This window comes from Peribacillus phoenicis (assembly GCF_047238085.1).
GTDB lineage: Bacteria > Bacillota > Bacilli > Bacillales > DSM-1321 > Peribacillus.
Genome location: NZ_JBDFMF010000001.1, coordinates 4350588 through 4369126, shown reverse-complemented (window position 1 = coordinate 4369126; position 18539 = coordinate 4350588). Strand labels below are relative to the sequence as shown.

General features: G+C 41.2%; 16 protein-coding genes. 11 read left to right on the top strand and 5 right to left on the bottom strand.

The genetic code is table 11. The annotated features are described in order from the left end of the window. Nucleotides 1-142: 142 nt before the first annotated feature. Nucleotides 143-4813 carry a hypothetical protein gene (locus ABC374_RS21485; RefSeq protein WP_413019681.1) on the top strand — a complete coding sequence of 1557 codons (4671 nt, stop codon included), beginning with the start codon at nt 143-145 and terminating at the stop codon, nt 4811-4813. A 217-nt stretch (nt 4814-5030) separates the two neighbouring features. Here ABC374_RS21485 and ABC374_RS21480 read toward each other — a convergent pair whose 3' ends face one another. Both ABC374_RS21480 and ABC374_RS21475 read right to left on the bottom strand, forming a co-directional pair. After that, nucleotides 5031-5279: a hypothetical protein gene (locus ABC374_RS21480; protein ID WP_413019680.1), complete on the bottom strand. Its 249-nt coding sequence runs from the start codon at nt 5277-5279 to the stop codon at nt 5031-5033. A 100-nt stretch (nt 5280-5379) separates the two neighbouring features. Next, nucleotides 5380-6306, bottom strand: coding sequence for a glycine-rich domain-containing protein (locus ABC374_RS21475; protein ID WP_413019679.1), 927 nt, complete (start codon nt 6304-6306; stop codon nt 5380-5382). A gap of 250 nt (nt 6307-6556) precedes the next feature. On the opposite strand from ABC374_RS21475, the gene ABC374_RS21470 reads away from it, so the two are divergent. The 5 genes from ABC374_RS21470 to ABC374_RS21450 all read left to right on the top strand — a co-directional run bounded on the left by ABC374_RS21470 (nt 6557) and on the right by ABC374_RS21450 (nt 10896). Next, nucleotides 6557-6787: an excisionase family DNA-binding protein gene (locus ABC374_RS21470; protein ID WP_283900766.1), complete on the top strand. Its 231-nt coding sequence runs from the start codon at nt 6557-6559 to the stop codon at nt 6785-6787. A 474-nt stretch (nt 6788-7261) separates the two neighbouring features. Further along, nucleotides 7262-8281 carry an AI-2E family transporter gene (locus ABC374_RS21465; RefSeq protein ID WP_230178816.1) on the top strand — a complete coding sequence of 340 codons (1020 nt, stop codon included), beginning with the start codon at nt 7262-7264 and terminating at the stop codon, nt 8279-8281. 339 nt (nt 8282-8620) lie between these two features. Further along, a complete protein-coding gene (locus tag ABC374_RS21460) occupies nt 8621-9442 on the top strand; it encodes a basic amino acid ABC transporter substrate-binding protein (protein ID WP_413019678.1) in 822 nt (273 codons plus the stop codon). 78 nt (nt 9443-9520) lie between these two features. After that, nucleotides 9521-10177, top strand: a complete 657-nt coding sequence (locus ABC374_RS21455; protein ID WP_413019677.1) for an amino acid ABC transporter permease — start codon at nt 9521-9523, stop codon at nt 10175-10177. Then, nucleotides 10174-10896, top strand: coding sequence for an amino acid ABC transporter ATP-binding protein (locus ABC374_RS21450; RefSeq protein WP_076371113.1), 723 nt, complete (start codon nt 10174-10176; stop codon nt 10894-10896). Before ABC374_RS21455 ends, ABC374_RS21450 begins: the two co-directional genes overlap by 4 nt. A gap of 63 nt (nt 10897-10959) precedes the next feature. Here the strand turns inward: ABC374_RS21450 and ABC374_RS21445 are convergent, their stop codons facing one another. From ABC374_RS21445 to ABC374_RS21435, 3 genes are all read right to left on the bottom strand, one after another. Next, a complete protein-coding gene (locus tag ABC374_RS21445; protein WP_413019676.1) occupies nt 10960-11331 on the bottom strand; it encodes a hypothetical protein in 372 nt (123 codons plus the stop codon). Nucleotides 11332-11489: 158 nt separating this feature from the next. Beyond that, nucleotides 11490-12374 (bottom strand): cidABC operon transcriptional activator CidR, encoded by an 885-nt coding sequence (gene cidR / locus ABC374_RS21440; protein WP_350300274.1) that lies wholly within the window; start codon nt 12372-12374, stop codon nt 11490-11492. Between the two features lie 153 nt (nt 12375-12527). Then, entirely contained in the window at nt 12528-12953 is a 426-nt protein-coding gene (locus tag ABC374_RS21435) for a universal stress protein (RefSeq protein WP_137020306.1), read from the bottom strand. A 163-nt stretch (nt 12954-13116) separates the two neighbouring features. Between ABC374_RS21435 and ABC374_RS21430 the strand changes: the two genes are divergently transcribed. The 5 genes from ABC374_RS21430 to ABC374_RS21410 all read left to right on the top strand — a co-directional run bounded on the left by ABC374_RS21430 (nt 13117) and on the right by ABC374_RS21410 (nt 18477). Further along, on the top strand, nt 13117-13512 hold the full coding sequence (locus tag ABC374_RS21430; protein ID WP_350300272.1) for a MerR family transcriptional regulator: 396 nt from the start codon (nt 13117-13119) through the stop codon (nt 13510-13512). 73 nt (nt 13513-13585) lie between these two features. Then, nucleotides 13586-14353 carry a 3-hydroxyacyl-CoA dehydrogenase gene (locus ABC374_RS21425; RefSeq protein ID WP_413019675.1) on the top strand — a complete coding sequence of 256 codons (768 nt, stop codon included), beginning with the start codon at nt 13586-13588 and terminating at the stop codon, nt 14351-14353. Nucleotides 14354-14433: 80 nt separating this feature from the next. Beyond that, on the top strand, nt 14434-15579 hold the full coding sequence (locus ABC374_RS21420) for an acyl-CoA dehydrogenase family protein (protein WP_413019674.1): 1146 nt from the start codon (nt 14434-14436) through the stop codon (nt 15577-15579). Nucleotides 15580-15612: 33 nt separating this feature from the next. Next, entirely contained in the window at nt 15613-16764 is a 1152-nt protein-coding gene (locus ABC374_RS21415) for a thiolase family protein (RefSeq protein ID WP_413019673.1), read from the top strand. Between the two features lie 132 nt (nt 16765-16896). Continuing rightward, nucleotides 16897-18477, top strand: a complete 1581-nt coding sequence (locus ABC374_RS21410) for a fatty acid--CoA ligase (RefSeq protein ID WP_413019672.1) — start codon at nt 16897-16899, stop codon at nt 18475-18477. Nucleotides 18478-18539: the final 62 nt, after the last annotated feature.

The following is an 18539-nucleotide window of genomic DNA, read 5'->3' as shown; positions in this document are numbered from 1 at the left end:
AGTCATTCTTTTTTTTGAGTCAGCAGGAACACTCTTGGTGCATTATCCTAAATATTTTAAAAATGGAAAAAGTTTGTTATTATCGAAAAGAGAATATACATAAGATGATAGAAGGTCTATTTGAAGGAAGGGGAAGCTTGGAATGAATGATTCTTCAAACGAAGAAATGACATTAGAAAGAAGGAAGCGTATTTTCCAAGAAGAGCTGGATGTTTTATGGGAAAGGCGGCTCATCCCTAAATCAGAATATATCCGGATTAGCAGGGCATACAATCGGCATTTCCAATTAGCCCTCCATAAACAAAAGCGCTTAGAGCAAGTAAAAAAGAAATCCACCCATGGAACTGAAACGATAATCGGCGAAAGTGCCGATAAGAGGGTTCAGGATAGCCTGATTGAAGAATCTTCATTGCAATTACAGGAATCCAGTGGATTGAACGAATCGAAAATGAAAGATGAGAAGGCCGGGTATGCTCCTAGTGAATCCGTTTTCGAGGAAAGCCTTGAACCTGTCAAGGAAATTACTGATAGGAAACCGGTTATTCAACAGCAGGCCATCAAACGGGAGAAACCGGTAAAACCGGCAAAGCCGAAGAAAACACCTGAGCAAATCAGGGAACGGAATATTTCTGTCATCCTGCTCACTGGGGTCATATTGCTTCTGTTTGGCGGGTTGATTTTAGCAACCACTTCATGGGGGGATCTGAATGCGGTCCTGAAAGTTCTCTTCATTGGAATGATATCCGTCATTTTTGCAGGGATGGCCTTCATCGCTTCGAAGCTGAAAATTAAACAGACCTCTTTTGCATTCCTGACGCTAGCGGGTTTATTCATTCCGATTACGATTTTATCAGCTTCATATTATCGGATTTTTGGAGAGTACCTTTCACTTAATGGTGGGGGGCGGGGGCTTCTGGGGTTTCTTGGGGGATTACTCTGCTTAGCCATTTATTGTAAGATTGCTGACTACTTCAAGTCGAAAATATTCATTTTCATTTCAATATTCACGTTTGGCATTACCTGCTATTTCGGATTGGCTTTTGTGACGCCGACTATCGAGTGGATGTTTTTGACGATTGGCGTTCTTAATTTAATAATATTATGGAATATTGAGCAGTTGAAAAATCAAAAAGCATTAACGTTATTTAAACCATTCATTTTTCAATTTATCCAGTTTAAGATTATCGTGGAGACCTTTGTAATCCTGACGTTATTTTCAAGCAACTTTTTGTATTCGCTAACGTTAATGGTTTTTTCTGTTTTGTTTTTAATTTTTTCGGTCAAATTCCAAAAAAAATATTATGAAATGGCTTTTAGCGCCATTTTCACGTATGGATATATCCATCTTGTTTATAACTCGTTTTTAAGTGAGTACATGATCACTGCATTTGCACTTGTACCAATCATTTTTACTATGCTATCGAAATATCTGGCTAAATCCAAAATGACTAAGCTTTCCAAAAACTTCATGTTCACCAGTTTGATTGGGAGCGGGATCGTTTTCTTATATAGTAACGCGATGGTGTACGAGGAGAACTATGCGCAAATATTCGTCGCGCTCATGTTAGTTTCCGCTCAGCTTACCTATTTTTCCCTTCATTCGAGAAATTCAAGCCTCACGTACCCGGCTGTTGTTATTTTCGACTTAGCGTTACTATATCTTTTCTTTGCATTGCCAGTCTCTTTTTCTACCATCTTAAATCTGATTTTTGTTATTCAGGTCATTCAATATCTTGGAGTATATTTATATAATCGTCACCCAAGGTACAGCCTGTTTAAGAAGAGTATCTTACTTATCTCCCCAATGATCATGTTAGTGATACTGACTATTAAATTCAGCGAAATGGATTGGCTTGCAGTTAGTGCGGCGCTCGCCATGATCTCTGGGCTTTTCTTCATCACATATATAAAAGACGAATCAAAGCATATGAAGGAAAACGCCTTATACGGATTTCCAATCACTTTCGTACTGGCTTTGGTTGCTTTCTATCCATATTTGTTGGAGAGTTTAGAATGGGTTCGGTCAAATATCCCACTCAGCGTCTATTTAATGGGTGTTTCACTGATTTCCATCGGTGCAGCTTACACATTTAAAAAGGGATACCATAAATTCTTTCCTGTTTTTGCATATAGCGGACAGATTCTTTCCTTCCTTTCCTTGATATCGATTCCATTCGATTCACTGAATCCTTTGGAGGCAAGCGGAGTGATTGCCGTAGCTACTGCAATAAACGGCTGGTCCGTCCATATCCATAGGAAGCAAATATTCTGGGTGCCTGTCGTGATTACAAGTGCCAGCTTATATGCTTCACTCTACGATGTTTTTGATTTTGCTTCAATGGTGTTGAGGATTGCGTTCGTGTTGCTCGGCCCCATTATCTTTTTCCTATTAGGAGAATGGCTTGGGAAATATTCGAAAAATGGGAAACTGTGTTTCTTTTACGCAAGTCACCTTGCCAATTTACTGGCGATTCCTGTTGGATATTTGCTCATTATTCATACGGAAAGCTCACCGTTACTATATGTTGCACAACTGTTGATTTATATTTTGAGTGCTTTAAGGGCGCACGTGAAATGGGAAAAATATGTTTTTACGTACCTAGGGTTTTCAGTCCTTTTCCTGCAGGTCCATTTATTTGTCGTAAACATGGAGCAAATGGTATTCATTACATCAATATGCTTGATGATTACAGCAGGACTCATAACCATTCTGTGGGCGTTATCCAATAAGAATTGGAAAGGCATCATGGAGTATTACCTTATTCCATTCATTCATTTAGGGATAAGCATATCCATTTTGGAAACGGCAATCCGGGACTTCCCGCTTAACCGGGAGTTGGTCTGGGTAGGGGTGATGACTGCACAGCTCTTGTTTGCCTGGTATCTCCTCATGCAAAGGAATTGGCGGAACTATGTTGTGGTTCCTCTAGGTCTGGCGTACATCTTCTATAATATGTATGTAAATACATTACCTCTGGTTATGGCGATTATCGTATTGCTTGTATGTATGGCTGTGATGGTGATGGCTAGCAGACGCCTTTTCAAAGGATTGCTCAACCAAGACGGAACGAAGAGAGTCATTGATTATTATCGGATTTTTGGCTTGTTATATCTGTGTACTCTGAATCTGGAAGTGTTTATGAGCGATACAGATTCTGCGATTTTGGGGATTTTTGTTTCCCTGCTGTTGCCGGGCTACTTCATCCTAATGGAAAGATTCACGATCTATAAGAAAGAAAAAAGCATTTACTCGGGAATAGCGGCCATCATCGGCCTTTTCCCGTTCATCAATATCATAGACTATGCCCATACACTCCCAATCGCCACGAGTTTGGCAATTCTTTTTGGCTGTATGGCAGGAATGTTGTTGTTAAGCAGGCTGTATTCCAGCGGATTACTCAAGAAAATTGAATCAAGTATCATCAGCTTTGATCCTTTCAGGATTTATGGTTTATTCTTTTTGATCGATATGAATGCAGAGGTTTTTAATGATACTAAGCATCAGTTACTCCAAGTCTTTGTATCGCTGCTGTTAACCGCTTATTTCATTTTCCTGAGAAGCTTGACAGCGGAAAAGCTAGAAAGGAAAATCTATTCCAATATTGCTGCACTAGTCAGTCTGTATCCCTTCGTAATCATCGTCGGGTATGCCGACAGCTTATCGGTTGTAATGGGATTGTTGTTCCTTTTCGGCTGTATGTCAGGGATGCTGCTTTTGAGCCGGCGTTATTTCGATGGTTTAATCAAAAAGGAAGAAACAGGAATCACCATCGATGCATACAGGATATATGGCCTGCTGTTTTTACTGGCCATGAATCGGGGATTTCCAGTAACTGAAACATTGACCCCGTTACTCGAAGTTTTTGTATCGCTCTTGATCACGGTTTACTTCATCTTGATTGGAAGTTTCACAAAGGATGTAAAAGAAAAGGGCATCTACGTTTGGCTGACGGGAGTTCTCAGTTTGTATCCGTATTGGATCATCATCATGTACGCCGACACATTACAGCCTTTCGTTGGAATGGCAGTCCTTTTTGGGTGTACGGCCATAATGGTACTGATAAGCAGGAAATACTTTAAAGGCTTGCTTGATAAAGGCAGGGAAGGACTTCAATTGGATTTTTACAGAGTCTATGGTCTGCTGTTTCTTCTTGCCATGAACATGGATGTTTTGACGGGGGGACCGGCACATTTCATTTTGGAAATCTTCGCGGCACTTCTGATTCCGGCCTATTTCATTTTGATGAGAAGCACGACGACAGACATGTTGGAAAGGAAATTCCAGTTGGCGGCAGCGATTTTGTTCAGTCTATATCCGTATTGGGTCATTGTCGATCAGCTCACGATCCCTCCTGTACTTGAGGAGGAGGTTAATATTCTGCCGCTGTTCATTGTCAGCACCACTCTGCTGAGGAAAATCCTTGTTAAAGGCAAAATCACACAATATATCGAAAGTGGTATAGTTTCCCTTTTGTTTTTGGCCTTGATCATTGATGCAATGGCAGGAAACACCTTATATGATGCCCTCATTATCGGAACCTTGTCATTGGCAGCAATGCTGTTTGGATTCATGATGAAATACAAATCCTATTTCATCGCTGGAACTGGGACGATTTTATTCAATGTCTATATGAATACCAATTCGATGTGGAGCGAGATGCCATGGTGGCTGTACTTAATCATCGGCGGAGGGCTGCTTATCGGAATTGCATCTTTCTTTGAATGGAAAAAACAAAAAGACAACCGGACTTCCAAGGAGGTTCTTGAGAAAAATAAACAAAGGATCAAGAATTGGTTCAATCGGTGGAATTAATGAATAAGGAAAACGGAATGCGTCAATTGACTTGAAAATTTCCGATGAAGGCGATGCTTACCTTTAACTTGGAGAAAATAGCTCAATTGCACATGTTTAATAATGGACTAAGTGAGCGGGCTTGCAGAGCCCCAATCCCTTAACCTTGGACGATAATTCAAAGGGGTTCGGAATTTATATAAATTTCGAACCCCTTTTGTCTGCAAACTGAGAGCACTTAAAAGCTCTCTTTCTCTTCTTCCACTTTTTTTATTTCCTCTTGCCAATCATGTATTTCTATTTCCCACTGATCTATATTAGTTTGCAAAACATTAATTAAAAATGGTGAAAGGACATTTCTATATTTTTTTAGTTCTTGAATTAATTTCACTCGATCTTCAGTTAAACCTTGTACTAATTTTTTCTTGTTTTCCAAATTTGCATAGACAAAAACTGGTCTGAATTTTCGTATCTCATTATCATGCATATCAGTTGTAACTCCTTTTATATTGAGTAAAAACTAAGCTTCATCAATCCAGTTCATCTAATGGTATAAAAAAACGCTTGGATTTCTCCAAGCGAAAAGCTCAAGACGAACAAGAACTGCATGAAGAACAGCTGGAAGAGGAATCAGAACTGCTGTCATGGGAACCGTTATGGCCACCATGATCGGCATGGCCGGATCCAGAGGAAACTGTGTTCGGTTCATTCCCGAATATATCTTTAAATTCGCTGTCAAAATCATCGGTGCTTGCATAAGTGAAATAGGCAGGAGCTGCGTAGTCAGTCTGATCGTACGTTTTCCGCCAATTCAATTCTGTCATGGGGCGATTTTCTTTAAATTGGGAAGTGAAAGATTCAAAGGTCCGTTCCGCTTGTATACTTGTCGGTTTACGCATATATTTCTCTTTTAACTGCTCCAGCTCCAACGTTTCAAAATCGCGGAGAAGCGTTAGCCCTTTATCATGTTTGAAAAATTTACCCCATTTTTGAATGGAATGGGAGTCCACCGTAAATAGCTGTACATAGTAAAAGTCAAAAAGAGTGCGCTCATCGGGTTTGAAAACAGGTTCTGAATGAGGATGGTGCTGAATGGTCCTACCGATGAAAGCCTGGCAAAACTCATCATATTCCTGTCTATAGTTCAGCATGATATGCCATAACTCATCGATGACTGAATTAAACATTTCAACTTTTCCAAACACAGCAGTCATGATCAAGTAGCGTTTCAATTCACGCCAAGCCTGATTGACCTTTAACTGTGAGTCCCTTGGATGCTTCAGGCGGTATTCAGTATTGACCTTTTCCATATAATTGAAATCAAGTGCTATATTAAGCTTTTCTATCAATGCTTCTGAAACGATTTCCGTTGCATGCAGATCTAAAGTTTCACCATGGTATTTTCGGAATTCATTTTGATAGCGTTCTAATTTAGCCGGTTCACTTAGCCCTTTAACGAAATTGACCAGGAAAACAGCAAAAATTGCCGCAAGAATGACATAAAAGAAGGTCATTTTTGTCCACTCCTCTTAATCTATGGATATATTGCTTTAACATTATCTTACATGTTCTTGGAAGGGATTGTAAGTTTTTTATCTAAAATGTTCCATTGATGGAAATCGATTGAGCTGGTGAGATTGCATGACAATACCCTGAACCGGATAGCGTCCTTTCCTTGGCATGTAAGGGGTTTTCAGTTAAAAATCAAGCGCTTCAAATAATGCCTCATATCTAGTATAGTTAGAGAGGAAAAGGGGTGAAGGCATGTACTTGACAGTAAAAGAGACTGCGGAATATCTATCGATGCCGGAATCTTATATAGAAAGTTTGATCGTTCAAAATAAAATTCGCACCGTTCATGATGGAGAGCAGCATTTGATTTTTAAAGATCAGTTTAATATGCATCTTGAACAGATGGAGAAATATAAGAAGGAATTAGCGGATTATTATAACGAACCCATCCCCGAAGATATCGATGTGAAGGATGAAGATTAGCATCTGCCGATTTGGCAGATGTTGAGTTTGTAGACAAAAGGGGTTCTATCTAAAGTTAAGTTGATTGGAATGGAAGGTGCGAGACTCCTGCGGGAAAAGCGCGTCTAGGGGAGACCCCACAGGCGCAAGCCGAGGAGGCTCCCGGACCGCCCGCGGAAAGCGAGTGCCTGGAGTGGAAATCAACGTCCAAAATCTAAAAACCAATAAAAAACCGTAGACATACTCGATTTTCATTGAGTTTGTCTACGGTCTGGCATCTGCCGATTTGGCAGATGTTTTTTCATGCAGAAATGGCTTGGGATAAAAGATTGAATTTTTCGAAAACATCTTAACGGCTTCTTCAGCATGGGTTTTACTGATCATTCAAATAATTTTGTTGTCAATGGAAGGTAATTGTAGTAGAATTCCTCAATTCCGTGTAAAATGAAAGGTAAAGGAATTATAACGGCAGAACGGTAGTTAGGAGATAGGTAAGTGGTAAAAGAGTATTTGCAAAGCGAAGGTTTTTCAAGGTTAATTACATTAATTGTATTAGTTCTCTTTTTAATAAGCATCGGCAGTATGGTTAATATCGTGTTATTCACATTTGTTTTCACTTTCCTGATGGGAAGGCTGGAGCAATTTATCATGATTCGGCTGAATAAAGTGATGCATATCAACTCTAAGGTTGTTATAAGCTTTTTATATGCAGTCGTCATTTCTTGTTTAGCCATCGTTCTTTATAAATATCTACCGGTCATTACGCTGCAATTCACGGAATTAGTGACACAGATCGTTTTCTTCTTTCAACATCCACCAGATAGTAGGGTCATTCAATATGCCATTAATATAATGAACGAGCTGCGATCGCCGCTCGATCTTCAAACACAGATGAATACACTCTATCTTTATATATCCGATTTCGGTAAACTGGCATTTCAAATTTTCATTTCCATGTTGCTTAGTCTATTTTTCTTATTGGAAAAAGATAAAATCATTCGCTTCACTTCTAAATTCAAGCGGGCCAAATTTAAATCTTTCTTTATAAACTTAAGCCACTTTGGCGTCAAATTCATCAATTCATTCGGAAAGGTGATTGAGGTCCAGTTCTTGATAGCCATCACGAATGCTGTCCTATCTGTAACTTTCTTATGGATTCTTGGCTTCCCGCAGTTGCTCGGTCTAGGGATCATGATTTTCTTCCTGGGTTTGATCCCGGTTGCAGGGGTCATCATCTCCCTCATTCCACTTAGCATGATTGCCTATAGTATCGGCGGCATGCCCAAAGTGATTGCTGTATTGATCATGATTGTTGTGATCCATGCAATTGAAAGCTATATTTTAAATCCGAAATTCATGTCGGCAAAAACAAATCTTCCAACATTTTTCACCTTCATCATCCTATTGTTTTCCGAGCATTTCCTTGGGATATGGGGATTGATCATCGGAATACCGATCTTCATCTTCCTGTTGGATATGTTGGATATTGAAGAGGGGAATAAGGAAGTCCCATAATAATCATTCGAGCAGCGGCCACGCTAATATGGCCGCTGCTTATTTTTGTTCTATTAAACCTTTTGAAAGGTGGCGATATCTGTTTTCAATATAATATCAATTCATTCGAGTAAAGGGTAAAAGGGTCCATCTTTACCGATTGGAGCTTAGCTGCGTTTTTGATTTACCAAGTTAATTGATTAAAATTTTATTTTACTAAAGTTATTTATCGACTTTTTATTGCATAAAAAAACAAATAAACGTATAATATTCTTAAAAGAATATACTGAATGTTCTCTAAAGTTAGATTTATCTGTTTTTTAAAAAAAGAGAGTTTACGAGAGAGAAGAGGGGATTATTTTGAAAAAGGTTTCTTTTTTAGTGTTTGCCATGGTTGCTTCTTTGTTACTAGTCATGACAGGATGCGGGAAGGGTAAGGAAGTCTCGACAACTGGAAAAGAAGAAGAATCCAATGGGAAAACACTCAGGATCGTGACGGACGCCAACTATGCTCCATTTGAATATCTTGAAGGAGATAAGATTGTAGGATTCGATGTTGATTTCATCAATGCCGTTGCAAAAGAAGCGGGTTATGAAATTAAATTGGAAAGTGTTGGCTGGGATCCGATTTTTGTTGAAATCGAAGGTAAGAGAGCGGATGTCGCCATATCTGCGATTACAGTGAATGACGAAAGAAAACAATCTTATGACTTCTCGGTTCCGTATTTCTTATCCACAAACAAGATTCTCGTTCCTGAGGATAGTGATATAAAATCAGGAGATGAATTGAAAGGAAACGTCATTGCCGTTCAGACTGGTACTACCGGACAGGAAGCGGTAGAGAAACTCCTTGGAAAGAATCACAAGGATATCAAAAAGTTCGAAAATAATAACCTGGCCATTCAGGAATTACTAAAAGGCGGAGCTGCGGCAGTCGTGGCTGATAATACGGTTGTTGAAGAATATGTGAAAAATAACCCCGATCAAAAACTTAAAGTTGTTGAAGACAGCAAAAGTTTCAATGAGGAGTTTTATGGTCTTATGTTCCCAAAAGGCAGTGAATTGAAATCGGAATTCGATAAAGCCGTGAATGCCATTTATGAAAATGGGAAATATGCAGAAATTTATAAAGAGTGGTTTGGTACTGATCCAGATATAGAAACATTGAAAGCACAACAATAAAAACAAATGGATAGTAAAAGATTGCGTAACTTTACGTGTGAAGTTACGCAGTTTTTTTGGCCTTAGGAGGGAAACAAAATGAGTTTTCGCTGGGATATTATTTTTGAATATGCTCCTTTCTTATTAAAAGGAACATTGCTTACAATAGGGCTGTCAGTTTCCTCCATCCTCATAGGAACCTTTTTGGGGTTATTTATCGGTTTAGGGAAAATCATGAGAAACAAGGTGTTTGCCTTTCCATTTTACTGTTATGTCACGGTTTTTCGCGGAACACCGCTTTTAGTTCAAATCTTTTTAATCCATTTTGGAATTGTGCCCTTTTTTACCGGGGAAACGAATGCAGTAACCGCCGGTGTCATTGCTTTATCGTTAAATGCAGCCGCATATATTGCCGAAATTTTCCGGGCGGGCATTCAATCCATCGATAAAGGGCAAATGGAAGGTGCCCGTTCATTGGGAATGACTCATGTCCAAACAATGATACATATTGTATTGCCTCAAGCTTTCAAACGGATGATTCCTCCGTTAGGAAATGAGTTCATCGTATTATTGAAGGATTCATCCCTGCTTTGTGTCATTGCTGCCCCGGAATTGATGTATTGGGGGAAAGCGATGGGGAGTCAGTACTTTAAAGTGTGGGAGCCATACTTGGCGTGTGCCTTCATCTATCTATTCCTTACCCTCATTTTAAGTTTCGTATTAAATAGACTCGAAAGAAGGTTGAAAACAGAATGATAAAGGTGGAGAATCTTAAGAAGTCATTTGGCGATAATGATGTATTGAAAAATATCAATGCAATCGTTTCCCCTCGGGAAGTAGTCGTGGTAATTGGTCCTTCTGGGTCGGGAAAATCCACTTTCCTGAGGTGTATCAATCAACTTGAAACGATAACGGGAGGCCATATTTTCATTGAAGGGCTTGATACGACAGACAAGAAGGTCAATATCAATAAAGTCCGGACGGAAGTTGGCATGGTATTTCAGCATTTTAACTTATTTCCACATAAGACTGTTCTTGAGAATATAATGCTTGCGCCTATAAAGGTCCGCAAGATATCCAAAGAACAGGCTTCCCAAAGAGGGATGGAATTGCTTAAGAAAGTCGGACTTGCCGAGAAAGCGAACGCATATCCGGATTCATTATCGGGGGGACAAAAGCAGCGCGTCGCCATTGCCAGGGCGTTGGCGATGGAACCGAAAATCATGCTATTCGACGAGCCTACTTCCGCTCTAGATCCGGAAATGGTCGGCGAAGTCCTTGAGGTCATGAAGCAGCTGGCTAAGGAAGGCATGACCATGGTAGTTGTGACCCATGAGATGGGGTTTGCAAAAGAAGTTGGAGATCGCGTGATTTTCATGGACGAAGGTTATATTATTGAAGAAAATATTCCTAGTGAGATTTTTAATAATCCCCAGCAGGAAAGAACTAAAGCCTTTTTGAGTAAAGTACTTTAATTACATGTAAAGAAAAGAAACCTTCCATTATGGGAGGTTTTTTTCGGAGTATATCTGGGGGCTTCATTTGATGCATGATGCGCCTAAAAGCGATTCAGGGCTTTTACCGAGCACAAGCATGCTGATTTTGGCATATCCAATAATTTTATTTTGGGAGAAGGTCTGTAGTAATACCTGGATATTCGGATCATCCTTTAACTTTTGAACTTCCTCTATATATAATCCGATAACGGAGGGCATAACGAATTCAGGGGTGTATTCGTTAGGGTTTTCATCCATGATTAATGTGCCCATAAATTGATATTTAAATTGAAGAGCCCGTGTTAAAGCAACGACATGGTGCAGTTTATCAAATAGTTCGGGGTATGAATATTTAATTTTCTCCAGAGTTGCTTCTGTTGCCTGTAACTCATCGACACTAGATAAAGTGATCATGAATATCTCCTTTTAAGAATATATGGAATCCACCAGCAATTACCGTGCTTTTTACTTATACTAGTCTAACCCCGCCGTAACGCATTGTAAAATGGTTAGATGTTATCATGTGCATAACCTAAATCTATGATACTGCTTACATAATCATGCTAGATAATTCACTGCTTATGGGACAATGCTTCCCTCGTATATTTCAGCCATTCTTTTGCAGCGAATGAAAGGTAATGGTCCTTACTCCATATCAATCCCAAATTCCAACTAATGGAGGGATTTTTAACCTTGATTGTCTTTACGCGCTCATCATGACGGCATAAACTTTCAGGTAATAGAGCAACGCCAAGTTTACAGTAAACCATTTCCTCAATAAAATCCCAGCGTGAGCTTTCCGTGACGATATGTGGAGAAAAACCAGCTTCATTACAGGATGAAATGATGAGATCTCGAAGGGCGTAATCTTTATTGAATAAGATGAAAGATTCGTTTTCCAGGTCGGCCAAATCAATTTCTTCCACACAAGCATGCGGATGGGAGGGATGAACAATCAAGTTGATGTCTTCTTCCAAAAAAGCAAAATGATGAAAAAGTGCGGTGTTGGTTGGCAGGACTATTACGCCTATATCAATTAAGTCATTTTGAACGGATTCTTCTATTTTCTTTGAACCATCCTCTACTAATTGAAAGGTAATATTAGGATAATCCTCGTGAAAACGGCTAAGTATCCGGGGGAAGAAAGAAGCGTCTATTATCGGCGGAAGGCCGATACGGATATGTCCCTTTTTCAAACCTAATAAATTGTCCATTTCCGTTTCTAAATTGTGAAAGGCCTTATCAATCAATTTTGCCTGCTCTAAGACGACCCTGCCTGCATCGGTCAAGATCAGTTGCTTGCGTGAACGATCAAAAAGCTCAACGCCTAGCTCGGTTTCCAGGTTTTTAATCATCTTGCTGATGGTCGGCTGGGTAATGAATAAATGGTCGGCAGCCCGAGTGAAGCTATTGAAATTGGTTACCTCTATAAAGTATTGCAAATGTTTAATATCCATTGCGTCACCTGTTATCCTCGTTTAAATTAGTTTCATTTTACCTGCAAACGGAAGTGTTTGTAAAACATGATAAGTTTGGAGTTCATGCACGCATAAATAAGCTGGATTCCAAGGGGAACCCAGCCTAGGAAAGGGCTGGCTATAAAGAGTATTTTATTTGACCAGTAAGACAGGAACTGGGGAATGTTGAACGATATAGTGACTCACGCTGCCTAGGAATTCCTTGAAGCCACTCAATCCGCGGCTGCCCATGATGATAAGGTCACAATTCTGGGATTTTGCATGTTCCAATAAAGTCGTGATGGCTGAACCCTCTACGACAAATGTTTGGGATGCATTCGGTATTTCGGATAAAAGCGCTTCCGCTTTTTTAATCACTTCCTTGCCATACTTGAGCATGGATTCTTCAATTTCCTGAAAGGCATTGCCATATATATTTGGCTTGATTGGCAGCGTAACAGCGTGAAGCACCTGGATTTCGATAGCGGGATCCAGCTTCGCTAATTCAATCGCTTTTTCTAAAGATTTAAGTGCCAATTCGGATTCATCATAAGCAACTAATATTTTTGAACATAGCATGGAGCGATCATTCCCTTCTTTAAAGAATATACCCTTAGTATATCAATTTAAATCTTTCATACAGTTTCATATATTATAAATTTTGTGAATAATTATTGAAGTTTACGTTAACGTCAATGTTAAAATGAAGGTAAATAATCCCTTTGCAAAGTGTGGTTTTAACATGTACACCATTTCTGATTTAGCAAAAGAATTCGGATTGACGACAAGGACCCTCCGATATTATGAGGAACTTGGTATGCTTAGACCAAAGCGTACCGAAACGGGAAAAAGGGTTTATGGAAAGAAGGAATATGCACAGCTCAAAATCATAATGCGCGGTAAGAAGTATGGTTTTTCGTTAGTGGAAATAAAGGATATCGTCCTTTTATTCGATAAGGATAGGACAGGCATAAAGCAATTGGAAAAAACGATTGAAACTGCAGGACAGAAGCTAAACGAAATAAATGAACGCATTAAAGAGCTGGATGGGTTGAAGCAAGATTTTGAACAGGTAATCAAAGGCTTTACCGAAACCCTTCATGACTTGAAAGTGAACGATAAAACATGCAAGCGGTGAAATTAATCTTGAAAATAGGTTTTGATGATAGTGAAAGACGAATATATATAATAGAAACAAATGGGGTGAGGATTTGGAAATTCAAGAAACGATTGCAGTTGTGACAGGAGGAGCTTCAGGTCTTGGAGCCGCGACAGTAAGAAACATCATTAAAAAAGGCGGAAAAGCGGTCATATTTGACCTCTCTGAGGAAAAAGGCGCTAAAATGGCTCAGGAATTGGGAGATTCAGTCCTATTTATTAAAACGGATGTAACAAGTGAAGAAAGCGTATCGGTGGCGTTGGATGAAGGGATGAAAAAATTCGGGAGCATCAATACGGTCATCAACTGTGCAGGCATTGCAATTGCAGAGAAGGTCATAGGCAGAAAAGGTACACACGAATTGAAAGCGTTCTCAAAAGTCATTCAAATCAATTTGGTCGGTACGTTTAACGTAATCCGGCTTGCTGCGGAAAAGATGGTCGAAAATGAACCGAACCAAGAGGGGGAGCGTGGGGTCATTATCAATACAGCTTCGGTCGCTGCCTTTGAAGGGCAAATCGGACAAGCCGCATATAGTGCCTCCAAGGGAGGGATTGTTGGTATGACTTTGCCGATTGCAAGGGAGTTAGCCAACAAAGGGATACGTGTCATATCGATTGCACCGGGTCTATTCCATACTCCGATGTTTGATTCGTTACCTGATGAAGCTAGGTCGTCATTAGGGAAAACCGTACCATTCCCATCAAGGCTCGGTTATCCAGAAGAGTACGCTAAACTAACGGAAAGCATCATAACGAATCCAATGCTGAATGGGGAAACCATCAGACTGGATGGGGCCATTAGAATGTCACCCAGGTAAGTTATTAATTCTTTCAGGGCAATCCATTCTAAATTCAGGAAAAGAGCCTCCGACAAAGAATTGGAGAGGAGATAAAACAGATGAAACATCCATACCTAAGTGAAGATCATGAGATTTTCCGTAAGTCATTCCGAAAGTTTTTAGAGAAAGAAGCAGTTCCCCACTATGAACGATGGGAAGAAGAGAGGATCATTCCCCGGTCATTTTGGGTGAAAATGGGGGAACAGGGTTTTTTATGTCCGGACCTAGGAGAAGATTATGGGGGTTCAGGGGTAGATTGGGGCTTTGCCGTCATAATTAATGAGGAATTGGAAAGAGTCGGTTCTGGTTTCATTGGTTTCGGACTTCACAGTGACATCACCGTCCCGTATATTTCCGCATACGGAAATGAGTCGCAGAAACAGCGCTGGCTTCCCAAATGCACGACGGGGGAAATCATTACAGCCATTGCCATGACAGAGCCTGGTACAGGTTCGGATTTGGCCAATATTAAAACGACTGCCATTTTGGATGGAGATCATTACATAGTAAATGGCCAAAAGACATTCATCACGAATGGCATACATTCCGATTTGGTCATCGTTGCCTGTAAAACGGATCCAAATGCCGTTCCGAAACATAAAGGCGTTAGCTTAGTCGTGGTCGAAAGGGATACACCCGGGTTTTCCAGGGGGCGAAAACTGAAGAAGCTTGGTTTGCACAGTCAGGATACAGCGGAGCTCATCTTCGAGGATTGCCGTGTTCCAAAGGAAAACCTGCTTGGTGAAGAAGGCAAAGGGTTTAATTACCTAATGGATAAACTGCAGCAGGAACGACTTGTGGTGGCAATTTGTGCTCAAACCGCATCTGAGGATATGTTGGCCGATACGATTGAGTATGTGAAGGGCAGGGAAGCGTTCGGAAAATCCGTAAGTCAGTTTCAAAATACTCAATTCAAAATCGCGGAAATGGCAACGGAAATCAAAATGGGGCGTGCCTTCCTAGATCAATTGATTGCCAAACATGTGGCTGGTGAACAGATTGTAACGGAAGTTTCGATGGCAAAATGGCGTTTGACGGAGACTGCCAGAAAAATATCCATTGAATGCATGCAGCTCCATGGCGGCTATGGATATATGGAGGAATACAAGATTGCCAGAAGGTATCGGGATGTTCCGGTAGCGAGCATCTATGCCGGGACAAATGAAATCATGAAGAAGATCATCGCTAAGAATATGGGTCTTTAATTCAATAAAAAGGCTGAGAAGGGAAGAGAGTATATGCGGGAAGTGGTTATCGTTGAAGGGATTCGCACGCCAGTAGGCAGAAGGAACGGTGTCTTGAAAGACGTCCGCCCTGATGATCTGGCAGGGGAAGTATTGAAGAAGCTGATTGAAAAGGCGGGCATCGATCCGGCTATTGTCGATGATGTCATTTTAGGCTGTGTTTCACAGTCGGGCGAACAGGCCGGTGATATAGCAAGGGTTGCTGCACTGATTGCCGGATTTCCGATTGAAGTGCCTGGAACGACGATTGACCGTCAATGCGGATCAAGTCAGCAGGCAGTCCACTTCGCTTCCCAGGCCATCTTGTCGGGTGATATGGATGTGGTAGTGGCCGGTGGAGTGGAAAACATGTCACGAGTTCCCATGGGATCTAATTATCAAGGTGCTGTAACAAGCCAAAAGTATATGGACCATTATGAGGTGATCAACCAAGGTTTATCAGCTGAGAGAATCGCCGATAAGTGGGAAATAACACGTGAAGATTGTGATCAGTTTTCCGTGGAGAGTCATGCCAAAGCAATACGTGCTCAAAAAGAAGGACATTTTAACCGTGAAATGATATCAGTATCGGGTACTGATAAAGAAGGAAATCATATCGAAGTTACGGAAGATCAAGGCCCAAGGGGTGGAACTACGCTTGAAGTACTTGCTGGATTGAAACCGGTTTTCCAAGAAGACGGTTTAATCCATGCGGGGAATTCAAGTCAAATAAGTGACGGTGCTGCCGCTTTATTATTGATGGAACGCAGTAAAGCCGAAGAGCTTGGATTGAAACCGCGCTTTAAAGTGCATACACGGGTTGTTGTCGGGTCAGATCCCACCCTGATGCTTACGGGGCCGATTCCGGCTACCCAAAAAGCTTTGGAAAAAGCAGGTCTTACAATTGATGATATCGACATCTTTGAAGTGAATGAGGCTTTCGCGCCTGTACCGATTGCCTGGCTAAAAGAAACGGGGGCAGACCCGAAGAAACTGAATCCAAATGGCGGGGCGATTGCCTTGGGTCATCCTCTTGGCGGCAGCGGGGCCAGATTGATGGTGTCAATGATCCATGAGTTAGAAAGGACGGGCGGCCGTTATGGTCTGCAAACAATGTGTGAAGGCCATGGGATGGCGAATGCGACCATCATTGAAAGATTGGACTGAATCTGGACATTCCATTTATGAATATTCGTAATTCGCACGAAAGTAAAAGCTGAAAAGGGATGAAGCCGACCATCGCAGGCTTTGCCTGAACTCTTCCTGTTGATGGTGGGCCTACTTGAGGAGGAAAATGATATGTCAGTAACGATTAAAAATATCTTTGATCAGACGGTTCAGGAATTCCCCATTAAAGAAGCTATCTACGACGTGAGAAGAAATATCCGCTATACGTACATTCAATGGAATGAGCAGGTGAATAGGTTGGCGGCGGCCCTTCAAGCGGAAGGGGTGCGAAAAGGGGACAGGGTCTCTACGTACCTTTACAACAATGAAGAGCTTGCAACAGCATTCTTTGCCTGTGCAAAAATCGGTGCAATCTTTAATCCAATCAACTTCCGTTTAATGCCGGAAGAGTTGGCCTTCATCTTGAACGACGCTGCTCCAAAGGTTGTTTTATTCGAACACGAATTGGAAGCGAACGTTGCCGCGGTTGAAAAGCGATTTCCGGAAACGGCCTTCTGGTATATTGATGATGATGTGCCTGGATATGCCAAAGGTTACCGCCAGAAAATGGCCAGTATCTCATCAAAGCCAGAAGAAGTGGATGTTCACGAGGATGATATCTATGCCATCATGTATACGAGCGGGACAACCGGACGTCCCAAAGGGGTCATTCACCTTCATAAAGATATGGTCAAACAAGCAGAGATTTTAATAGAGGCAATGAAGTACGAACGCTCTGATATCGGTTTGATTACTGCACCGATGTTTCATTGTGCCGAATTGCACTGTTCCTTTTTACCTCGCGTACAGGTCGGTGCCGCAAATGTCATATTACATCAGTTTAATCCAAAAAAAGCCATGGAACTGATTGAATCCGAGGGGATCACCAAGTTTTTTGCTGCTCCTACGATGTGGAACATGCTCATTCATGAAAACTTGGATGATTATAAATTCCAGAGTTTGAAGCTTGGGCTTTATGGAGCAGCCCCGATGGCTCCCTCACTTGTAAGGGCCTGTCAGGAGAAACTCGGAATCCAGTTCATCCAAGCTTATGGAATGACTGAAATGGGTCCCGCCATCACTCTCCTATTGGAGGAAGATCAAATTAGGAAAGCGGGTTCTGCCGGCAAGGCATGTTCCGGTCATGAAATCATCATTGCCCGTCCGAATGACGAAGGGCCATCGGATCCCGAGGATATGCTGGAGCCTGGGGAAACAGGGGAGATCCTTGTGAAAGGTCCATGTATCATGCAGGGTTACTTTCAAAAAGATAAAGAGACCGAAACGGCGCTTTACAAAGGCTGGTATCATTCCGGTGATATCGGTTTCCTGGATGAGGATGGATATCTGTGGGTCAAGGACCGGGTGGACGACATGATCATTTCTGGAGGGGAAAATATTTATCCACGTGAAGTGGAAGATACATTATATGAGCATCCAGGAGTTCTCGACTGTGCAGTCCTTGGTCAGCCAGATGGTCATTGGGGGGAAATGGTAACGGCCTTCATCGTAGCCAAAGACCCAACGCTGGCGGAATCCGACTTAGAAACTTGGTGTAAGAACAGTGAAACACTGGCGAACTATAAACGTCCAAGAAGATATATCTTCATTAATGAGCTGCCTCGAAACGCAAGTGGGAAGATACAAAAATTCTTGCTTCGTAAACAGTTGGAAGAAAATGCTGATGGAAAGAGTTTGGGGAACCTTCTTTAATGCCGGGGTCAATAGCGATAAAACTACTGACAAGTTAGGGTTGGAAAAGTCATTTGGCATGC